Origin of the sequence: Asticcacaulis benevestitus DSM 16100 = ATCC BAA-896, from assembly GCF_000376105.1 — a bacterium.
Classification (GTDB): domain Bacteria; phylum Pseudomonadota; class Alphaproteobacteria; order Caulobacterales; family Caulobacteraceae; genus Asticcacaulis; species Asticcacaulis benevestitus.
This window is the reverse complement of the sequence record NZ_AQWM01000001.1, coordinates 73,880-93,902: the sequence shown is the minus strand read 5'-3', so window position 1 is coordinate 93,902 and position 20,023 is coordinate 73,880. Positions and strand designations below refer to the sequence as shown.

The 20,023-nt window shown below is 59.1% G+C and carries 25 protein-coding genes and 1 riboswitch; of the genes, 14 read left to right on the top strand and 11 right to left on the bottom strand.

What is annotated here, in order from left to right:
• Positions 1-29 precede the first annotated feature (29 nt).
• The 5 genes from fdxA (at position 30) to rpmB (ending at position 2,759) form a co-directional block, all read left to right on the top strand.
• Positions 30-368 (top strand): ferredoxin FdxA, encoded by a 339-nt coding sequence (fdxA, locus tag B060_RS0100485; RefSeq protein WP_018079783.1) that lies wholly within the window; start codon positions 30-32, stop codon positions 366-368.
• 30 nt (positions 369-398) lie between these two features.
• Positions 399-674 carry a DUF1294 domain-containing protein gene (locus tag B060_RS23625; RefSeq protein ID WP_018079782.1) on the top strand — a complete coding sequence of 92 codons (276 nt, stop codon included), beginning with the start codon at positions 399-401 and terminating at the stop codon, positions 672-674.
• Positions 675-1,059: 385 nt separating this feature from the next.
• Entirely contained in the window at positions 1,060-1,575 is a 516-nt protein-coding gene (locus tag B060_RS0100475; RefSeq protein WP_018079781.1) for a CarD family transcriptional regulator, read from the top strand.
• 319 nt (positions 1,576-1,894) lie between these two features.
• A complete protein-coding gene (locus tag B060_RS0100470; protein ID WP_018079780.1) occupies positions 1,895-2,320 on the top strand; it encodes a hypothetical protein in 426 nt (141 codons plus the stop codon).
• Between the two features lie 145 nt (positions 2,321-2,465).
• Positions 2,466-2,759, top strand: coding sequence for a 50S ribosomal protein L28 (gene rpmB, locus B060_RS0100465; RefSeq protein WP_026172472.1), 294 nt, complete (start codon positions 2,466-2,468; stop codon positions 2,757-2,759).
• Between the two features lie 63 nt (positions 2,760-2,822).
• On the opposite strand, the gene B060_RS0100460 is transcribed toward rpmB, so the two are convergent.
• The 6 genes from B060_RS0100460 to B060_RS0100435 form a co-directional block, all read right to left on the bottom strand.
• A complete protein-coding gene (locus B060_RS0100460; RefSeq protein ID WP_018079778.1) occupies positions 2,823-3,788 on the bottom strand; it encodes an esterase-like activity of phytase family protein in 966 nt (321 codons plus the stop codon).
• A gap of 218 nt (positions 3,789-4,006) precedes the next feature.
• Complete coding sequence (gene cobT / locus B060_RS0100455) at positions 4,007-5,857, bottom strand: cobaltochelatase subunit CobT (RefSeq protein ID WP_018079777.1); 1,851 nt, start codon at positions 5,855-5,857, stop codon at positions 4,007-4,009.
• A 125-nt stretch (positions 5,858-5,982) separates the two neighbouring features.
• Positions 5,983-6,984, bottom strand: a complete 1,002-nt coding sequence (gene cobS / locus B060_RS0100450) for a cobaltochelatase subunit CobS (protein ID WP_018079776.1) — start codon at positions 6,982-6,984, stop codon at positions 5,983-5,985.
• 100 nt (positions 6,985-7,084) lie between these two features.
• Positions 7,085-7,423 carry a HepT-like ribonuclease domain-containing protein gene (locus B060_RS0100445; protein WP_018079775.1) on the bottom strand — a complete coding sequence of 113 codons (339 nt, stop codon included), beginning with the start codon at positions 7,421-7,423 and terminating at the stop codon, positions 7,085-7,087.
• Complete coding sequence (locus tag B060_RS0100440) at positions 7,413-7,709, bottom strand: nucleotidyltransferase family protein (RefSeq protein ID WP_018079774.1); 297 nt, start codon at positions 7,707-7,709, stop codon at positions 7,413-7,415. The genes B060_RS0100445 and B060_RS0100440 overlap by 11 nt, the downstream gene beginning before the upstream one ends.
• Positions 7,710-7,751: 42 nt before the next feature.
• A complete protein-coding gene (locus tag B060_RS0100435) occupies positions 7,752-8,201 on the bottom strand; it encodes a GFA family protein (RefSeq protein ID WP_018079773.1) in 450 nt (149 codons plus the stop codon).
• 87 nt (positions 8,202-8,288) lie between these two features.
• Here B060_RS0100435 and B060_RS23620 point away from each other — a divergent pair, with 87 nt between their 5' ends.
• Positions 8,289-8,999 (top strand): GNAT family N-acetyltransferase, encoded by a 711-nt coding sequence (locus B060_RS23620; RefSeq protein ID WP_018079772.1) that lies wholly within the window; start codon positions 8,289-8,291, stop codon positions 8,997-8,999.
• Positions 9,000-9,160: 161 nt separating this feature from the next.
• On the opposite strand, the gene B060_RS0100425 is transcribed toward B060_RS23620, so the two are convergent.
• On the bottom strand, positions 9,161-9,823 hold the full coding sequence (locus tag B060_RS0100425) for a J domain-containing protein (protein ID WP_018079771.1): 663 nt from the start codon (positions 9,821-9,823) through the stop codon (positions 9,161-9,163).
• Between the two features lie 68 nt (positions 9,824-9,891).
• Here B060_RS0100425 and B060_RS0100420 point away from each other — a divergent pair, with 68 nt between their 5' ends.
• The 6 genes from B060_RS0100420 (at position 9,892) to B060_RS0100400 (ending at position 15,715) form a co-directional block, all read left to right on the top strand.
• Positions 9,892-10,182, top strand: a complete 291-nt coding sequence (locus B060_RS0100420; RefSeq protein ID WP_018079770.1) for a BolA family protein — start codon at positions 9,892-9,894, stop codon at positions 10,180-10,182.
• A 59-nt stretch (positions 10,183-10,241) separates the two neighbouring features.
• Positions 10,242-10,559, top strand: a complete 318-nt coding sequence (locus B060_RS25905; RefSeq protein ID WP_018079769.1) for a TadE/TadG family type IV pilus assembly protein — start codon at positions 10,242-10,244, stop codon at positions 10,557-10,559.
• Between the two features lie 3 nt (positions 10,560-10,562).
• Positions 10,563-11,585: a hypothetical protein gene (locus B060_RS23615; protein ID WP_018079768.1), complete on the top strand. Its 1,023-nt coding sequence runs from the start codon at positions 10,563-10,565 to the stop codon at positions 11,583-11,585.
• A 58-nt stretch (positions 11,586-11,643) separates the two neighbouring features.
• Positions 11,644-11,836, top strand: a riboswitch (cobalamin riboswitch).
• Positions 11,837-12,018: 182 nt separating this feature from the next.
• Positions 12,019-13,881, top strand: a complete 1,863-nt coding sequence (locus B060_RS0100410; protein ID WP_018079767.1) for a TonB-dependent receptor plug domain-containing protein — start codon at positions 12,019-12,021, stop codon at positions 13,879-13,881.
• A 119-nt stretch (positions 13,882-14,000) separates the two neighbouring features.
• Positions 14,001-15,149 (top strand): GNAT family N-acetyltransferase, encoded by a 1,149-nt coding sequence (locus B060_RS0100405; RefSeq protein WP_018079766.1) that lies wholly within the window; start codon positions 14,001-14,003, stop codon positions 15,147-15,149.
• 212 nt (positions 15,150-15,361) lie between these two features.
• On the top strand, positions 15,362-15,715 hold the full coding sequence (locus B060_RS0100400; RefSeq protein WP_018079765.1) for an Mpo1-like protein: 354 nt from the start codon (positions 15,362-15,364) through the stop codon (positions 15,713-15,715).
• Here the strand turns inward: B060_RS0100400 and B060_RS0100395 are convergent.
• From B060_RS0100395 to crcB, 4 genes are all read right to left on the bottom strand, one after another.
• Positions 15,699-16,445, bottom strand: a complete 747-nt coding sequence (locus tag B060_RS0100395) for an ATP12 family chaperone protein (RefSeq protein WP_018079764.1) — start codon at positions 16,443-16,445, stop codon at positions 15,699-15,701. The genes B060_RS0100400 and B060_RS0100395 overlap by 17 nt on opposite strands.
• 1 nt (position 16,446) lies before the next feature.
• The gene (locus tag B060_RS0100390) at positions 16,447-17,133 is read right to left on the bottom strand and encodes an HAD-IA family hydrolase (RefSeq protein WP_018079763.1); all 687 of its coding nucleotides are present in this window, start codon (positions 17,131-17,133) and stop codon (positions 16,447-16,449) included.
• A gap of 116 nt (positions 17,134-17,249) precedes the next feature.
• Positions 17,250-18,254, bottom strand: a complete 1,005-nt coding sequence (locus B060_RS0100385) for an RluA family pseudouridine synthase (protein ID WP_018079762.1) — start codon at positions 18,252-18,254, stop codon at positions 17,250-17,252.
• Positions 18,251-18,637: a fluoride efflux transporter CrcB gene (gene crcB / locus B060_RS0100380; RefSeq protein WP_018079761.1), complete on the bottom strand. Its 387-nt coding sequence runs from the start codon at positions 18,635-18,637 to the stop codon at positions 18,251-18,253. The genes B060_RS0100385 and crcB overlap by 4 nt, the downstream gene beginning before the upstream one ends.
• 261 nt (positions 18,638-18,898) lie before the next feature.
• On the opposite strand from crcB, the gene B060_RS0100370 reads away from it, so the two are divergent.
• Positions 18,899-19,330 carry an HIT family protein gene (locus B060_RS0100370; RefSeq protein WP_018079759.1) on the top strand — a complete coding sequence of 144 codons (432 nt, stop codon included), beginning with the start codon at positions 18,899-18,901 and terminating at the stop codon, positions 19,328-19,330.
• Positions 19,330-19,971 carry a histidine phosphatase family protein gene (locus B060_RS0100365; RefSeq protein WP_018079758.1) on the top strand — a complete coding sequence of 214 codons (642 nt, stop codon included), beginning with the start codon at positions 19,330-19,332 and terminating at the stop codon, positions 19,969-19,971. Before B060_RS0100370 ends, B060_RS0100365 begins: the two co-directional genes overlap by 1 nt.
• The last annotated feature ends 52 nt before the right edge of the window (positions 19,972-20,023 follow it).

The following is a 20,023-nucleotide window of genomic DNA, read 5'->3' as shown; positions in this document are numbered from 1 at the left end:
TCGACCCCCCAGTAAGAGGCTAGACCGTTATGACCTACATCGTTATGGACCCGTGCGTGAAGTGCAAGTTCATGGACTGCGTGGAAGTGTGTCCGGTCGATTGCTTCTATGAAGGTGAAAACTTCCTGGCCATCAATCCGGACGAATGCATCGATTGCGGCGTCTGCGAGCCGGAATGCCCGGTCGACGCCATCAAGCCGGACACCGAGGACGAAGGCACCAAGTGGTTGGAGATCAACACCAAGTACGCCGCCATCTGGCCGAACATCTCCGAAAAGGGCACACCGCCCGCCGATCGTGAAGACTTCGAGCGCGAAACCGGTAAATTCGAGAAGTATTTCTCTGAAAAACCCGGCGACGGTAAGTAGGCCTTAACGGACTCAAAGTCTGATGCGGCCATGATCCTGTGGTCCGTCATCCTGATTTACATCTGCCTGATCAACCTTGTGACGTTCCACGTCTGGGCGCTGGATAAAAAATATGCCATCGCCCGGCAAAGGCGCGTGCCGGAATCGACTCTTTTGACCCTGTGCGCGGTCGGCGGCTGGCCCATGGGCATGATCGGCAGCCATGTTTTTCGCCATAAAAGCAGCAAAAAAGCCTTTATACACAAGGTTTATGCCGTGGTGGCATTTCAGGTCGTCCTGCTATGCTCTATAATCGTGTTTGCGTAGTGCGCCCTAACGGATTGGTGCGCCCGCCCTTTATTTTGCCGTAAATTTGTGATATGGATGTCATATTGCAAGAGTCGACGGCCTTCTTCTGTCCTTACGGATAAACCCAGACCAGCCGATCCGCGCAAATCTTCGTTTGTTTTATTGTGTTCAGACCGGCTGTTCCAGCGGGTCTGTTATGCACCATCGACGCAGGTCGGATGATACCCTTGTCTTAGTTGAGATCAGCGCACCATGTCCCTCCCTGAGAGTTTCCCTCTTTGCGGATGACTTCGTGCGCTCAAACCCTTACTTCAGTCCCTCCCCGGTTCTGGAGCAGGCCTTCTTGACGCCTATGAGATGCGGCTATCCTTCGGTACTGCCCTAACCTCTCGAAAGGTTCGCCATGTCCGACACCCTCACCCTTTCCCGTCACGATTTCGCCATTGGCGATAAGGTCGTCTATCCTGCCCACGGTGTGGGCCAGGTCGCCGCCATCGAAACGCAGGAAGTTGCCGGCTATACGCTTGAAGTGTTTGTGGTTACCTTCGATCATGAAAAAATGACCCTGCGCGTCCCTACCAAGAAGGCCAAGGTCGCGGGTCTGCGTCACCTGGCGGTCGAGGCCGTGATGTCGCAAGCCCTCGTCACCCTAAAGGGCCGCGCGCGCATCAAGCGCACCATGTGGTCGCGTCGCGCTCAGGAATACGAAGCGAAGATCAACTCCGGTTGCCTCGTTTCGCTGGCCGAAGTCGTCCGCGACCTCTACCGTTCGGACAGCCAGCCCGAGCAGTCCTACTCCGAGCGCCAGCTCTATGAATCGGCGCTCGACCGCATGGCCCGCGAAGTGGCAGCCATCGAAAAGATCGATCGCGACTCGGCTGTCGCCATCCTCAACAAGAACCTGACCAAGGCCGCCTAAGCCGTCTTCGGTTTGAAGATCAAAAAGCCTCCTGATTTCTGTCAGGAGGCTTTTTTGTTGCCCAAAAGTCGCGCTCTAGCTCAAACAACTTGTTTCAAAAAATACCATCTTGCCGGATCGAACGGCGTTTTGTATCTGCCGCATGTCCGCGCCTCTTGCGCCTAACGTCTTGGAGACTCCGATGAAACATATCGGCAATGGCTACGGCCCACGTCTCCCTTTGGAAGCCGTCTAAGCGGCCCAAAGGGCTCGCTATAATTTACGCAAAAATCCGAAGATAAAGAAGGCGCGCCTGCCTACAGGCCAGCGCGGAAACATCATGTATGTGCGGTTTGTAACCCCGCTTATCCATCCCGACAGCGGGATGGAGACGGGCTTTTTCCGAGCGTCCTGGTATCTGCACAGAACCGGATGCCCCGACTGGATTCATGACGAACTGGATATCCAGTTCCGCTGGTTCAACCGGAACCTGCCTGTTCCCGGTCGGGTGGCCCGCCATTTCAAGCGCCGCAACAGTATCTACGGCGTTTGCTGGTTCCATACGGCGGCGCGGGAATGTATCGACCGGGCACGGTATTGTGCCTGGCTGATCACCGAAGGCGGCGTGCCCGTGCAGGCGGTCAAGCTGAGGTCTCCGCGCGAGATCATCTGGCATGACGATCATCAGGTTGTTTTAAGGCCGCGCCGCGATATGCCGCGCGCCTTTCCGGACACCCGGTTTGCCTTGCGGGGCCGTCACATCTAAAAGGATGGCGAGGCTTGGTGCTTATGGCAAAAAAAGCCGTTTTACCCTTGACCTCGCCGTCTCATTTGCCTATAGAACCGCCTCTCGCGCGATGGACACGGCGTCCTTTCGCGCTCCCTTATTCGTTTTAACCGAAGGTAATCCCATGTCGCGTCGTTGCGAACTCACCGGTGTCGGTCCCATGGTCGGCCACAGCGTGAGCCACTCTAACATCAAGACCAAGCGTCGCTTCCTGCCGTCCTTGCGTCAAATCAACCTGGCTTCGGACGCGCTGGGCACCACCTTCCGCCTGAAGATCTCGAACGCTGCCCTGCGCACGCTCGATTACAAGGGCGGCCTCGATGCCTTCATCGTCAAGGCTGACGATGCCGATCTGTCGATCCGCGCCCGTCGCCTGAAGAAGCAGATCAAGGACAAGCTGGCCGAAACCGCCGCTTAAAGATCGCTTATCAGCGTCAAATTTGAAAAGCCCTGAGTGTTCCGCACTCAGGGCTTTTTGCTATCAGCGCCGCCAGTCGTAGATCAGGATTTTCGGCTTGTCGTTATCGTGCAGGCCATCGCTGACCAGGAAGATACGATAGCCTTCCGCGGTTTTAATCGCCGCCACGCCTTCATAGTTATCATAGGGCAAGGGCGGCGCCACCTTGGCCAGATCGGCCACGAAGGTCAGTTTGTCACCCTCCAGACGCAACAGGCGCAGCACATTGCGCGGGCCGCTGAAGGGATCGAAATAGCGATACAGCGCCAATACCTCATGGCTTTTGGCGGTCTCGTCCTGCGCCACCACGGCCAGCGAGGTCATCATGTACAGAAAGCCGGGCGTCGCGGGTCCGGCAATCTCGCGGCAGCGATCCAGCGCCAGACCACAGCGCCAGAAACCGCCCGATTCGACGCCGATCAGCAGCGAATCGCCATCGGCCTCACGCACATAGGTGACCGCCTCCATGCCCGCATTGCTCGGAAACTGGGCCAGTCCGGCCAATGGCAGGGTTTCGCCGGCACTGCGCCAGCCAGTGAACTTCATCACGCGCTGTACGCCCTCGAACGAGACGTAGCGGTCGCCGCTCACCGGATCGTAGGTCAGCCCTTCCGAATCGGCCTGCATCTTGTTCTGGAAGGTCTTGCCGTTACCATCGCGCAGACGGTCGATCTCCAGCGGGCTGTCGAGATAACCGCCCCTGCCGTCGGGTGTCAACGCGAAGCGCGCTATGGCGCCGAAATCGCTGATGGCCTCGACTTTCAGCGCATCGCCCTCAGGAAGAACCAGCAGGTCGGAGAGACCGTCAAGTTCCGAGGTGCCTTTGGCGTTCAGTTCATAGCCGCCGACATAGCGCACTTTCGCGTTGAGGGGCTTGGGATCGGTGACCGCTGGCAGGGCGCGAAAGCTGACGGTCGGCTTTTGCAGATAGGGCTGTGGCGCTGCGTGAGCCGAGGTGGCCAGAAGGGCTACGAGAAAAACAAAACGCATGAAACACCTGAGTAAGACAAATAAGAAACCCCACCACCAACGCGCTGAAGCGCGTCGCCCCCCTCCCCAAAACGCAAGTGCGTTTCAGGGAGGTATAGTTTTTTTATGCATTGTCGCCCAAATGGCCGGGATTTTGGATGAGTGGCCAGCCGGCAAGCGACGCAGGTACTCAAGTGCCTGCTAGCGCAGACTGCGACGCCAATCGCCAAAAGCACGAGTCATTTGGTTTCTTCAAACAATTCGGTGAGCTTATCCATAAGTCCGCCGGCGAGATGTTCGACGTCGATCAGGGTCAGGGCGCGCTTGTAGTAGCGCGTCACGTCGTGACCGATACCGATGGCGACCAGTTCCACGCGATGCTGGGACTGAATCTCATCGATCACCTTGCGCAGGTGGTTTTCGAGATAGTGGCCGCTGTTGACCGAGAGCGTCGAATCATCGACCGGCGCGCCATCCGAGATCACCATCAGGATCTTGCGCTGTTCGGGGCGTCCGATCAGGCGGCTGTGCGCCCATTGCAGGGCCTCGCCGTCGATATTCTCTTTCAGCAGGCCTTCGCGCATCATCAGGCCGAGGTTCTTGTGCGTACGGCGCCACGGATTATCGGCCGCCTTGTAGATGATGTGACGCAGATCGTTGAGGCGTCCCGGATTGGCCGGCTTGCCCGCCCGCACCCAGGCCTCGCGTGACATGCCGCCCTTCCAGGCCTTGGTGGTGAAGCCCAAAATCTCGACCTTGACGCCGCAGCGCTCTAGCGTCCGCGCCAAAACGTCGGCGCAGATGGCGGCCACCATGATCGGCCGGCCGCGCATCGAGCCGGAATTGTCGAGCAGCAAGGTCACCACCGTGTCACGGAACTCGGTGTCCTTTTCCTGCTTGAAGCTGAGCGGTGCCGAGGCATCGGTGATGACGCGCGTCAGCTTGGAGGCGTCGAGCACGCCCTCTTCAAGATCAAACGACCACGAGCGGTTTTGCTGCGCCAGCAGCTTGCGCTGCAGGCGGTTGGCCAGACGCGACACGACAGACGCCATATTGGCCAGTTGCGCGTTCAGGAAGCCACGCAGGCGCTCAAGCTCTTCCGGATCGCACAGTTCTTCGGCCGTGATGATCTCGTCGAACTGCTTCGTGTAGACGTCGTAGTCCTTTTTGACGTTGGTCTCAGGCTGGTCGTTTTCCCGGCGTTCAGCCTCGCCGGCTTCGCCATCGGGTGTTTCGTCGGTCGAGGATTCGGACGACATCTGCGGATCGCCCTGCATCTGGGTGTAGTCGTCCTCCCCCTCCTGCGGCTGCTCCTGACCGGACTGTTCTTCCGGCTGATCCTGCGGACCGTCGCTGTCGTCGGGCTCTTCGCTGTCCTGGGCATCGTCCTTGGGGCTTTCGCCTTCGCTCTCGCCCTCTTCGCCCTCGTCTTTCTTTTCGTCCTCGGCGTCCTGACTGTCGTCCTTAAGATCGAGCGAGGTCAGGATATGGCGCGCCTGCCTGTTGAAGGCCTTCTGATCGTGGATCAGCGCCGCCAGTTTCTCCAGGCCGTCGCCGGTTTTTTCCTCAATCTCATTACGCAGCATATTGACCACGCGCTGCACCGATTGCGGGATCGGATCACCGGTCACGGCCTCACGCGCCATCAGGCCCAGGATTTCGGGGATACCGATCTCCTGCTTGTCTTCCTTGCGGTAAAGGCCGCTGCGTTCGAGATCGCTTTCCTGAGCCGCCAGCAGATTGACGCGCACCCCTTGCATGGCGTGAGCACCGATGCCCTCAAGGCGCGCCTCTTCGAGAGCATCAAAAGCGTCGGCGCTCATATCGTCACGCGGACGAGCGCGGGCATGAAGCGTATCGTCGTGATGCGCCACTTTCAGCGCCAGCCGATCGGCCTGACCACGTACGCGCTGAGCCGCCTTGGGCGCCAGATCACGCGGCGGATGCGGCAGGATCAGCTTGTTGCCATCGAGGCGCGGGCCGTCGGAGCCGAAGACGACCTCCAGCTCAGCATCCTCCGCCAGGGCGCGGGTGGAATGCACCAGCGCCTTCTTGAACGGTTCGGAGAGGATGGTCGGCTTATTGGCCATGAAAAGAGAGGTTCCTTCTCCTCCCCATCGTGATGGGGAGGTGGCTGCGAGCAAAGCGAGCAGACGGAGGGGCGCCCCTCCACCACTTCGTAGTCCCCCTCCCCATTGTCATGGGGAGGAGAAGATCAGATCACTTTCACTTTCAGCGCCGATTCTTTAACATCGGTGCCGAAGGCGCGCTGATAGAATTCCGCCAGCGTATGGCGCTCAAGCTCATCGCTCTTGTTAAGGAACGACAGGCGGAAGGCCAGTTCTGGATCATTATTGAAAATCAGGGTGTTCTGCGCCCAGGTAATCACGGTCCGCGGCGACATGACTGTGGAGATATCGCCATTGGCAAAGGCCGAACGCGACATATCGGCGACGCGTACCATGGCGTTGATCAGGCCCTTGCGCTCAGCCGTATTGAACTCCGGCACCTTGGCCAGCACGATCTCGACCTCGGCCTCATGGCTGAGATAGTTGAGCGTGGTGACGAGCGACCAGCGGTCCATCTGGCCCTGATTGATCTGCTGCGTGCCGTGGTAAAGGCCGGTGGTATCGCCCAGACCAATGGTGTTGGTGGTCGAGAACAGGCGGAAGAACGGGTTCGGCTTGATGACCTTGTTCTGGTCAAGCAGGGTCAGGCGGCCTTGCGCTTCCAGCACGCGCTGGATGACGAACATGACGTCCGGGCGGCCGGCGTCGTACTCATCGAATACCAGCGCGACCGGGCGCTGGATCGACCACGGCAGGATGCCTTCCTTGAACTCGGTAACCTGCTGGCCATCCTTCAGCACGATGGCGTCCTTGCCGATCAGGTCGATGCGGCTGACATGGCTGTCGAGATTGACGCGGACCAGCGGCCAGTTCAGGCGCGCGGCGATCTGCTCGATGTGGGTCGATTTACCGGTGCCGTGGAAGCCCTGCACCATGACGCGGCGATCGAAGGCGAAGCCGGCGCAGATAGCCTGGGTCGTTTGCGGATCGAAGCGATAGGCGTCGTCAATATCCGGCACATGGCTGTCACGATGCGAAAACGCCGGCACCTGCATGTCGATATCTACGTTGAAGACGTCGCGGACATTGACCTTTTTATCGGGTGCGAGGGCCAACAGGGGATCGGGATATTCAAGCTCGACGGACATGGCGGACAGACGCTTTCGGTAACGAACGGACAGGCCTTTCAGCTAAGACTTTAAGACACTCGAAACAACCCTAATGTTGTCCTGCATTAAATTTTTTTGACTATTGATCCAACTCGGCTTCGACAGTCCGCAATAGGACCGGCAGACTTTTGTGCAATGTCACCCAAACGAAATCTCCGGTCACATTCTGACAATCATGCCGATAAATATTTCCGGCGCCGGCGATTTGTTTCCATGGCAGATGGCCATGCTTTTGCTTAGTCTCTTCCGGCAAGTGCCGGCTGGCCTCGGAAATGATCTCCAGCGCCCTGACAACGGCGTAGAAGGCTTTCTGATCCGCCTTGAAGGCAAGTTCATCCAGTCCGACTATGAAACTTTGCGCCGGCTTGATGTTATCGCGGATATCCCTCAGGGCCTGCCGGCTCCGGTCAGAAGGCATAAATAGCTTCCTGTTCGATGGCAGGACGGATGCCGGCTTTCAAGCCGTCCCGATTGGCGACATCCACTGTTTGCGTAAACAGGCTTTCAATAAACTGTACGATGCCGACGTACTCAAAAACACCGATGTCCAAATCCTTATCGATATCAATCAGAATATCGATATCGCTATCGCCCGTTTCTGTACCGCGCGCCACTGAACCAAAAAGCGCAGCCCGACTGACGCCCAGACTTTTCAAGTCGGACTTATGCCGGGTCAGGATGGCAAGAACATCTTCACGTTTCATAAGGCGACCTTAGCCTCAAAGACTTAAAATGTCACGATGACATCAGGCCTCATCGGGATACTGATAACTCACCAGCTTATCGAGAAATGGCGCCGCTTCTATGTCGTCCATCGTGGTGCGGAGCGGCCAGTCATTGACATGATCCATCCACGCAATGCGCGCCTCAACCCCAAACTGGATATCCGGCACGATGCTTTCCGGATGATCGAAAGCGCCGATGGCGACCGCGACACCATCCGGCGCCTCATAGGTCAGGGGCGTGCCGCAATCCGGGCAGAAGCCGCGCTCGACCAGATTGGACGAGGCAAAACGCTTCGGTTCGGCTTTCGTCCACCGGAAGTCCGTGCCGCGTACCGACACCAGCGGCGCGAACACATTGCCAAACGCCTTCTGGCACATGCGGCAATGGCAGACCGAGGCATGGCCCAGCGGTTCGCTGACCTCAAAACGCACCGCACCGCACTGGCAGCCGCCCTTATGAATTATCGTCATAGCCGGTCTCCTTTTCGATACACTCTGTCGTAGGATAGCGCAAAATTCCGGCAGCAGTTCCTCTCACGATCTGCTAGATCGCAGCCTATGGATATTTCCGAACTCGACAATCCCGCCTGGGCGGCGCTCAAGGGCCGCCACGCCCATCTGGCCACAGGTAACGGCCCCGTGCTGCGCTATCCGGCGGAGGTTTCCCCCTTTGCCGCCCTGGAAACGCCTGACGCTCTGCCGGTTCTGGCCGAGCGCATGGCCGAGGGCGAGACAGCGGTACTGTGGTCGCCGGATGAACTGAAAGCACCGACCGGCGTTGACCTGGTCGTGCGGTTTCCGATTATCCAGATGGTCGCTTTTGATTTTGCCCCGGTTAATGCGATGGATGCGGAAGCGCTCACCCTCACGCATGTTGATGAGATGATCGCGCTCACCACCTTGATGAAGCCCGGCCCTTTCGGCAAACGCACCCTCGAGATGGGCAACTATATCGGCGTACATGAAAATGGCCGGCTGGCCGCCATGGCCGGCGAGCGCATGAAGCCGCAGGGCTTTACCGAAATCAGCGCCATCTGCGTGCATCCGGAGCATCAGGGACGCGGCCACGCGCGGCGGCTGACCTCGATCCTCGGCAAGCGCATCGTCGCCGACGGGCGCGTGCCGTTTCTCAATGTGCTGCCGGAAAACGCGGCAGCAATTGCGCTCTATGAAAGTCTCGGCTTTCGCCTGCGCCGCCTGATGCAGGTGCACCTGCTGCGCAAACCCGGCGGCAATGTCACCCACGATCCGTTCTTCAGCAGCTTGTAGGGCACGCGGACGACAAAGAGACACCTCCCCCCCTTTGCAGGGGAGGAGAACACCGTAGCGCATAGGCGAGGGATTTTTGTTTGTGGCTAGCCGGCTAGCGCCGCGGGTACAATGCGTACCCGCTAGCGACGACTGCGGCGTCCACGGACGAAAAGCACCGCTTAGGCGAGGCTCATCTTTTTCAGAACCTTGTAGGCCTTGATCACGCGCTGGAGCTTATCCTCGGCCGAGCGATCGCCGCCGTTGTTATCGGGGTGGCAACGCTTGAGCATCTCGGTGTAGCGCACGCGGATCTGTTCGGCCGTGGCGCCGACTTCCAGATCGAGATCGGCGAAGGCCGCGCGTTCGATCTTGCCATACTGACGCACGGCGGGTTCGCCCTTGTCGCGCATGGGTGCAGCACCGGCGCCAAAGACGCTGTGCGGATCGAAGAAGGTCTTGGAATTGGTGCCCTTGACGGCGGCATTAGCGGCTTCGCGGCTGAGGCGCGAGGCGCGGAAGGCCCAGGTCGGGCGGTCGCCGGTGGCGATGGCTTCGCGGTGACGGCGCGCCTCGCCTTCGCTCATACCGGCGAAGAAGTTCCAGTTCTTGTTGTACTCGGCGGCATGACCCACACAGAAATTGTAGTGTTCATTCATCATTTCACGCGACTTCGGCGCCTTGGCCGTGGCGGCCTTGTGGCATTCCGGCCATTCGCATGGCTTTTCGCCAGGCTTCAGATGCAAGACATCATCTTCCGGCCTGCGCGTTTTCTCCTCGCCTTCCTTGGGCGGACGGATACGCATGTCCATGAATTTGGGCTTGAACTTAAATCCTTCGGTCATATGATGACAGTGATCCTTTGATCTTAAAAAATTGCGACGTGCGTATAGCTGTAAAGTGAGGCCAGAGTATGGGAACCGTAGCGGACCGTTTAAGCGTGAAGCTCAATCAGGCCTTCGCTCCACAACAGTTGGAGATTCACGACGACAGCGCCAAACATAGTGGACATGCGGGCGCGCGTGAAGGGGGCGAGAGCCATTTTTCCGTACTTATTGTTTCTGAACGCTTCGAAGGGCTTAATCGCGTCGCCCGCCAGCGGCTGGTGAACAGCGCCCTGGCCGAGGATCTGGCCGGCCCGGTCCATGCCCTCAGTGTGCAAACCCTGACACCGGAAGAGGCCGAAAAGCGCAACGCCGGTTAACCATCATTAATCATCCTATGCGATAGTGCCCCCGACTGAACAGACATTGGGGCGACACGGTGCTGAATAAACTGCGAAATTTTGCGCTCGATGTGCGCGGCAATGTCATCATGATCGTGGCACTGGCTGTGCCTGTTTTGTTTATGTTCGTTGCCGGCGCGATCGATTTCGGCCGCGCCATTGGCTTGCGCGCCGAGCTTCAGGATTCGGCGGATGTGGCCAGCGTCGGTTCCGTGGCCATTAATTCGGTCGCCTACAAGATCGGCCAGACCATGGGGTCCGGCGAGATCACCGCCGGCGAAGCACAGGCCGTCAGTATTTTCAACTCCGACATGCCAACCCACGCGGAACTGAGCGCTGTCACGCCCAAAGCCTAGGTGATGAAGACAGGCACCCTGATCACCTCGACGGTCACGGTCACCGCAAATTACAAGCCCTATATGCTGGGACTTTTCGGCTTCAGCACGCTCCCCATTGCGGTGACGTCGAAATCTCTGGTTAGTATGCCGCCCTTTATCGACTTTTATTTGCTGCTGGATAACACCCCCTCCATGGGGTTGGGAGCGACCGTAGCTGACATGAATAAGCTAATCGCCGCAACTAAGAACGCGCCCGTTGACCCATCGTGCGCCTTCGCATGTCATGAAACGGGGCCATTTACCGCTTCGCATAAGGCTACAATTCCTGAACGATACGGCCTTGCTAAAACCCTCGGTGTCACCATGCGTATTGATGTTGTCCGCGAAGCCACGCAAAAACTGATGACAACCGCCGAAAGCACCGAGAGAACACCCGATCAATACCGCATGGCTATATATGACTTTGGGGGCGCTGCTGATGTAATTGATCAGCAAAATCCGGTAGCGCGCCAAATAAGCAAGCTCCAAGCCAATCTCGTTCAGTCAGCAATCGATGCTAAGGCCCTCGACCTCATGACGATTCCCTATCAAAACTATAATAGTGACCGCCAGACCAATTTCAAATCCACGCTTACCAGCATGGACAAGTTGATACCAAAGACGGGTGACGGCATGACATCCAGCAATCCGCAAAAAGTCCTGTTCTTCGTATCGGACGGTCTTAACGATGGTTATGACTGCGCTTCATCAGGCTGCCGCCGCATCGCACCTATCGATACCGCTATTTGCACAACGATGAAAAGCCGAGGCGTTCGCATCGCCGTGCTGTACACAACCTACCAGCCGGTACCCACCGACGTATTCTTCATGGGCAATGTTCAGAAATTTTTACCCCCAAAGGCAAATCCGTCCCAACTTGCCACGCAAATGGAAGCCTGTGCCTCACCGGGCCTCTACTTTGAGGTCGGTCCTAACCAGGGCATTTCCCAAGCCATGACCGCGCTTTTTAACAAGGTCGTTTCGGTCGTCCGGATCAACTCCTAAAAGACACATTGTGGCGAAATGCGCGTTTGAAGGCTTGACGCGCCGCAGCTCAGGCCCTAGCACCCGCCCGTGCCAATGGTGCCTGCGCGTCAAAACCGCAGGATAATAGGGAATTGGGTTAGAGGCCCAAACTGTCCCCGCAACTGTAAGCGCCGAGCCTTGCTGCCCTATGTCACTCGCATCTGCGGGGAAGACGGCAGCGAAGCGTTCGAGGCGCGAGTCAGGAGACCTGCCTTGGCTGTCGTCCTTTGCGTGGCCGGGAAGTGCAGCGCGAGCGGAAATTCAAAGCCTGATGCCTGAACGTGGTCTCCACTTTCAGGATTGCATGATGGCGCGTGAAAATACCGAGAGACGATACCTTGTGAGCCGTAACCGGCGCAGGCTTCGTCATGCGCGGTTTACGGCTTTCGTTTCTGACTGAAAGACCGTTCACATGCTGAACTCCAAGACTGCCCTTTTCCTGACCGCCTCGCTTCTGGCCCTGCCCGTCTTTGCGCACGCCGACGAGGCGCCGACCGAAGTCGTCGTTTCGATCACCCGCGAAACCCTGCCGGTGTCCAAACTCGGCCAGAGCGTCGCCGTGCTGAGCGATGCCGATATCACAGCCTACCAGTCGCTGTTCGTCGCCGATCTCCTGACCCGCACGCCCGATCTGAGCATCGCCCGCACCGGTGGTCCGGGCACGGCCACCACCGCCTCGATCCGTGGCGCCGGTGCCGATCACACGCTCTATATTCTCGATGGCGTGCGCCTGAATGATCCGGCGCAGGTCGGCGGCGGCACCAATCTCGGCCTGGTCAGCACGGATGATGCTAGCCGCATCGAAGTGCTGCGCGGCCCGCTCTCGACCCTGTGGGGCTCCGGCGCCATGGGCGGCGTGGTCAGCATCACCTCGCGCACCCCGTCCCAACCGCTCGAAGGCGATCTGCGCTTTGAAGGCTTCGATGAATACGGTTCGGCCCGCGCCGGTATCGGTGGCAAAACAAGCGGTCTGACCTGGCGTCTGTCGGGCAGCACCTATAACGACCGTGGCGTATCAAGCTTTGCCGGCGGCGCGGAAAAGGACGGCTTCACCCAGACCACGCTGAACGGCAAGCTGCGCTACGACTTCAACGAAGCCTTCAGCGCGCAGGCCTTCTCGACCACCAGCCACAGCCGCAGTGATTTCGACGGCTATAACCCGGTCGCCCCCTACAACTTCATGGACACCGGCGATTTCGGCAAGAACGACAACACTCTCTCGGTCGTCGCCCTGACGCACCGCTTCACCAGAGGCGAACAGACCCTGTCGTTCAGCATCACCGATAATGACAGCAACAATTACAATCCCGATTCTTCGCCCAACTATGTCGCCAATGGTCATATCGAAGCCGCCGATTATCACATCAGCTATCGCCTGAGCGACGCCACACGTCTTCTCGGTGGCCTGAGCTATGAGCGCGACACCATGAGCGTGGCCTACCCCGCAAGCTGGGATCCGAACCCTGTGCCGCTCAAGGCCTCTTCGACGCTGGCCAGCGTCTACGGTCAGGTGACCCACGATTTCGGTCCGCTTGATGTGGCCTTAAGCGCCCGCCATGACGACGCCTCGTCCTTCGGCGGCAACGATATCGCGCAGGTGACGGTCAATGCCCCACTTGGTGAACACCTGCGCCTCCATGCCAGCGCCGGTCAGGGCGTCAAGGTGCCGAGCCTCTACCAGCTTTACAGCGATTACGGCACGGCCACCCTGGTCGAGGAAAAATCGACCACGCTCGACGGCGGCGTCGATTATGGCTTTGACGGCGGCGTGTTCAGCGTCAGCCTGTTCACCCGCTCGGTGCGCGACCAGATCGACTTCGTTTACAACACCTGCACGCTCGCCCAGCCATACGGCTGCTACGGTAATGTCGGCCGCACCGAAACGCGCGGTGTCGAGTTGGAACTGTCAAAGGACCTGACCGATTCCCTGAATCTGCGCGGCAATTACAGCTTCCTGCACGCCCGCGATGGCAATGGCGGCCTGCTGCCGCGCCGTCCGGATCAGATAGGCAGTGTCGACCTGACCTGGACCGCGACCGACAAGCTGAACCTGGGCCTTGGCCTGCGTCATGTCGGCGAGGCGCTGGATACCGCCTTTACCGGCATGCTCAAGGCCTATGATCTGGCCGACCTGCGCGCGAACTATCCGCTCAATGATCGCCTCAGCCTCTACGGTCGTATCGAGAACGCCGGCGATACCCGCTACCAGACCGCCGGCGGTTATGGCCAGACCGGCCGCCGCGTCTGGGTGGGCCTGCAAGCTAAGCTGTTCTAAATCTAATGTCCTCCCCCGTCCCGGCGGGGGAGGACACGCTATGCCGCTTGTCGGCGCGAAGATCATCGCACATAGTAAAGATGGTGATGGGGCTTCCTGCCTGTCCTCCAACGCACTATATGGCGAACATGTCCCCTGCCCTGACGCTTAAAATTCACAGCCGCATCGCCGAGATCGGCGAAACCGCATGGAATGGTTTAAGGGATGACGATAACCCTTTCACATCCTTTGCTTATCTCGATGCGCTTGAGGCGACAGCCTGCGTTGATCAGGCCAGCGGCTGGCAGCCCGTCCATCTGTCCTTATGCGATGAAGCCGGCGTGGTGTGCGGCGTCATGCCGCTCTACGTCAAATATCATTCGATGGGCGAATACGTCTTCGATCAGTCGTGGGCCCGCGCCTACGAACAGGCCGGTGGCGACTATTACCCCAAGCTGCAAGGCGCCGTCCCCTTCACGCCCGTGACCGGCAGCCGCCTGATCTCGCCCGATCCGGAGGTGCGGCAGGCGCTGGCGAAAGCCGCCATATCGCTGTGCGAAACCAACAAGCTGTCCTCTCTGCACATCACCTTCCCCCGTGACGACGAATGGGAGATGATGGGCGGTATGGGCCTGCTGCAACGTCAGGACCAGCAGTTCTGGTGGGACAATAACGGCTACGCCACCTTTGATAATTTCCTTGCCGCCCTCTCCTCCAATCGCCGCAAGGTGATCCGACGCGAACGCCGCGATGTCCGGTCAACCGTTGATCTGCGCTGGCATGTCGGCTCTGACATCACGGAAACCCATCTCGATCAGATGTATGCCTTTATCGAGAGCACCTATGACCGCAAGTGGGGGGCGCCCTATCTGACGCGGGCCTTTTTCAGCCGTATCGCCGAGACCATGCGTGATCAACTGGCGCTGGTCTTTGCCTATGACGGCGATGAGGCGGTGGCGGGCGCTATCAACTTTATCGGCGGTGACACGCTCTACGGCCGCCAATGGGGCACGCTGATCGATATCCCCTTCCTGCATTTCGAGGTCTGCTATTATCAGGCCATCGACTTCGCCATTGCGCGGGGCTTAAAGCGCGTTGAAGCCGGCACGCAGGGCGAGCACAAGCTGTCACGCGGCTACCTGCCCAACCCGGTCTATTCGGCGCACTATATCCGCGACAAGCGCCTGCGCGCACCGATCGAGGATTATCTGAAGCGCGAACGTGAAGCTGTGGTGGAACAGATGCAGATGCTCGAAGAGGAAGCGTCGCCGTTTAAAAAGGGCGTGTGATTAAAAGGATCACGGAAAGGCACAGAAGAAGAGGGAAAAGCACGGAAGGTTCAGGCGGCGCCTTCTTCGCCCGAAGGGCACACTCTTTGCTGTTAGAGCAGATATGATGGATGACGCTTCGCGTCTGCACGCGCCACGCAAAGAATTCCGTGCCTTTCCGTGATCCTCTTTTGCTGCCCAAGTCCAAAACATGTTATCTTAGGCCAAAAGGGATGAAACCGATGGTCGAACGCTACACAACCTATTCCGCCTTTTTCGATTTTTACCTGAGCGAACACAGCCTGCCGGCCACCCGCGCGGTGCATTATCTCGGCTCGACCTGCGGGATTGTCGCGCTGATCCTCACCCTCTCTACCGGCTGGACGGGCTGGATCGTTGTGGGCCTGATCGCCGGCTACGGCTGCGCCTGGATCGGGCATTTCTTCATTGAACATAACCGTCCGGCGACCTTTAAATACCCGCTGTGGTCCTTCGCAGGCGACTACCACATGTACTTTCTGTGGCTGACCGGCGGCTTAAGTAAGCGGCGCCAACTGGCCGAGGATCACCTCAAGCCAGCGCCTTGAACCAGATCTCCAGGCTGTGCGCCTGCGCCCGGATGCCGGCAGCGCGCTTGGCGGCCTCTTCATCACGTCCCCAGGTCTCGGTCTGGAAGTCCTCACCGATACGCGACGCCACAAAGGCCGCCTCGCCGCTCAGGTGTCCGCGCCACAGGGCCAATGCCAGAATGACCGAACCCAGCAAGGGAATGGCCAGCATGATCCCCGCCTGTTCATAAGGCGTGGTGTTGGAAATCAACGATTGAATTCGCTGGATCGTTGTCTTCGGCTGCGGCTGATGGATGATGCTCTGGTTCTGTTGGAACTGCAGATCGAGCGTCGCATCGGCCCAGGCCAGAACCGGCTGCCAGACGGCCGCCTCACGCGCCTGCAAGGCCGCAGGATATTCAGCCGGATAGCACAGAAGATCGGTTTCGGAATAGCGCGTCACCTCGGCCAGGGTATCGTCCAGCACCTCGCCCATGCGATCGACGCTGGCAAAGCCCAGGCGGGTCAGCGGCATGGCTTCGTAATCAACATACTCCCCCACAGCCGACCATTCGGCCGCGATCCGTTGCGACAGATCGGCGTTCGGCAGCACCAGCAGCTTGCCCTTGGGGGTCTTGACCGGCCGGCCATCGAGCGCAACGCCTATGCCGCCTTCAAGGTCAACGGTGGCTGTGCCACCCCAGAAGCGCTTGGGACGGAAGCCGAGCGAGTCGGATTTTTTATCAGGCGCCTTGGCTTCGTAAGTCATATCAATACCTTGCGCGTTTTTGTTCAGAAAGAGCTTGCGGCTCGAAAGCGTCGAGCCAAACCTTCAGTTCGGTGAAATCGTGGACGATTTGATCGGCGCCGGCGGCCAGCAATTCCTCGACCGTATGGAACCCCCACGACACGCCGATGGCGGTGACGCCGGCGCTGCGGGCCATGCGCATATCGTGCGTGGCGTCGCCGATCATGACGGCTTCATGTGGATCGACACCCAGGGCCTCAAGATTGCACTGGAGCATGTGCGGGTGCGGCTTGGAAGGGCCATCGTCAGCGCAGAAGGTAGTATCAAACACATCCGACCAGCCGTGTTTTTCAACCGTGCGCGTGACGCCGCGGCGCGAATTGCCTGTGGCCATGCCCATCAGCCAGCCCTCGGCCTTAAGAGCGCGCAGGGTTTCCTCGGCGCCGAGATAGAGCGACTCGGCGAACGACGGATCGGCGTGGAAACGCAGAAAAGCCTGCTGGAACTCGTGCGTATAGGCAGCGATGGTCTCGTTATCGAGATCGGGCCGCATCATGGCCAGGGCGTCGAACAGCGACACGCCGACAATGGCGCGCACATCATCGTAGCTCGGCGGGCTGATATTGATGGCGTGGGCGGCTTCCACCGCCGCACGGAAGATGGACGACCGGCTGTCGATCAAAGTCCCGTCTACATCGAAAACAGCCATTCTTATGCGCTCAAGCCGCGCGGGCTTTCCTCGCAACGGCTCGGGCGCCCCATCCTTCTCGGAAAGAATGGCACCCTTGCCAAAGCCCAAGGAAGAATGGGTCTTTGGAGAGTCGCTCAACGCTTTTTCTTCTTCATATTGGCAAACGGATCGTTCTCGGCCTCGTGCTCATCGAAACCGAAGCGATCGAAACCGGCCTTGATCACCGGATCGAGCGGCGCCTCGATGATCAGGCTGCCACTGGTCGGGTGCGGCAGTTCGATGCGGCGGTGATGCAGTTGCAGTTGCAGCCCCTCGGACAGCGACTGACTGGCCTCGTTACCGTATTTCGGATCGCCAAGGATCGAGTGGCCGATGGCCTGCATGTGGGCGCGGAGCTGGTGGGTGCGGCCGGTATGCGGACGCAGCGCCATCCAGGTCACACGCGGACCGGCGCGCGAAATGGTGACGTACTCGGTCTCGGCCGCCTCGGCACCAACCTCATTGGGCTCGGCCGGCTGGACGATTTCGCGGTCGTGGAAGCCCTTCTTAATCAGGGGCACGTCGATATAGCCCTCTTCCGGCTTCGGATTGCCGACCACCAGCGCCCAGTAGGTCTTGTTGGCGCGGCGTTTGGCGAAGGCACCAGAGAGGCGCGCGGCGGCCTGCGGGCTTTTGCCGAGCAGCAGCACGCCGGAGGTGTCACGGTCGAGACGGTGAACGAGGCGCGGACGCTCAAGCCCCTCGCCCCAGGCGGAGAGCAAACGATCGACGTGGTTCTTCGTCTTGGTGCCGCCCTGAACCGCCAGCCCGGACGGCTTGTTGATCGCAATAACGTCCTCGTCTTCGTAGATGACGAGCGAACGGATAAAGCGGATTTCCTGCGGGCTCAGCATGGCGCGTTCGCGTTTTTGCTGGTCGACATCGGGCGCGGCCGGCAGCGGCGGGACGCGGATGGTCTGGCCGATGGCCAGGCGCGTATCGGCCTTCACCCGGCCGCCATCGACACGAACCTGCCCCGAACGGAGCAGCTTGTTGAGCATGACGTGATTGATATGCGGCCAGCGGCGCTTGAAGAAGCGATCGACGCGGATGCCGTCCTCACCATCGGTGATATACAGGGTTTTGACTTCGTTACTCATAGGGCAAACTTCCGTATCAGGAAAAGGCCAGCCATCACGGCGGCAATGGAGAGGATAACCGACAGGGTGCTGTAGCCGAACGCCAGGGCGTAATCGCGGCGCTCCAGCATCTGCACGGTTTCGAGGGAAAAGGACGAGAAGGTGGTGAAGCCACCCAGCACGCCGACGCCCAGCAAAAGGCGCGTACGTTCGTTATCGGCCAGGCCCTTGCCGAGCAGCACCCCCATCAGCAGCCCCATCAACAGGCCGCCGATGATGTTGGCACAGAAGGTGCCGATCGGCCACGCCGATGCCGGCCACAGCGATTTCGTGCTGAGGCTAAGCCCATAGCGCGCCGCCGAGCCCACAGCTCCACCGATCATGACAAGTACGAGATTGAACATTGACGGGTCTTTAGACCTAAAATCCAAAGAAGGAAACCTTTGGATTTCAGGTCGCGCTCAGAGGCCGCCCGCGTGTTTCATTGAAACACGCTCTTTAACCTAGATTAAGTCCAATATGGCTTTCAGTCATATTGGGGGCTCGCCGCAAAAGCGGCGGCGGGCTTTGCCCTTGCCAAAACCTTTACAGGTTTTGGAGTCCCCCTCTTGGCCTTGTGAGCATAGTCCTTTAAGCTCGGAATCAGCACAAATCGCAGGTAAACCATGAGCCTTCAGACCCAATACGATCCGAAAAACATCTTCGCCAAGATCCTGAGCGGCGAAATTCCCTCGGCGAAGGTCTATGAGGACGCGCGCATATTGAGCTTCATGGACGCCTTTCCACAGACCAAAGGCCACACGCTGGTCATCCCCAAGGTCAAGGCGTGCAACCTGTTCGATATTCCGAGCGAACACCTGCAAAACCTGATCGCCCAGACACAAAAGATCGGCCGCGCCGTGCGCGACGCGCTGGAGCCGGACGGCATCCGCCTGATGCAGTTCAATGGCGAGGCCGCCGGCCAGACCGTCTTCCATATCCATTTCCATATCATCCCGGCCTGGAGCGAGGCGGCGCCACGCAAGCACGCTTCCGGCGAGATGGCAGATATAAATGAATTGAAGGACTTGGCGGCGCGCATTAAGGCGAAACTTTAATGGCCTTTTACGTCCTTCGTCACGGCCAGACCGACTGGAACGTGCAGTTACGCCTCCAGGGTTCGACCGATATTCCGCTGAATGAGACCGGCCGGCAACAGGCCCATGTCGCCGCCGGGATACTGGCACGCGAAGGCCTGACCCGCATCATCGCCAGCCCCCTCTCCCGCGCGCTGGAAACGGCGCGGATCGTAGGCGCCGCCAGCGGGCTGGAGCCGGTGATCGATAACCGCCTGATCGAGCGCAATTTCGGTCTCTTCGAGGGCATGACGATCGATGAGGTCCATGCCCACCGCGAAGAGATGCGCGAGCACATGAATCCGGACGCCGATCTCGATGGCAAGCACTATCCGCATAATGCCGAGCCGCTGGGCGAGGTCATCGACCGGGTGTTCGCCTGCGTCAACGAACACCGTGCAAACCTTGACAAGACTGGCGGCGGCAAATGCCTGTTCGTCTTCCACGGTATCCCCTTCCGCGCCGTGACGCGCAAGTTTCTCAACGACATGTATTCCAGCCCCAACGCCGCGCCGGTCCGTTTCGAGCAAGATGGTGAAGAATGGCGTATGGTGCCGCTCGATCCGGATAACGCCCCGATCCAGCAGATCTACAACGCCCAGACCACCATGGGGCGTATTTAAGGGTTGGGGGACATATCTAGGCGGATAGCCCTATTCGTGTTACCCCTCAGTC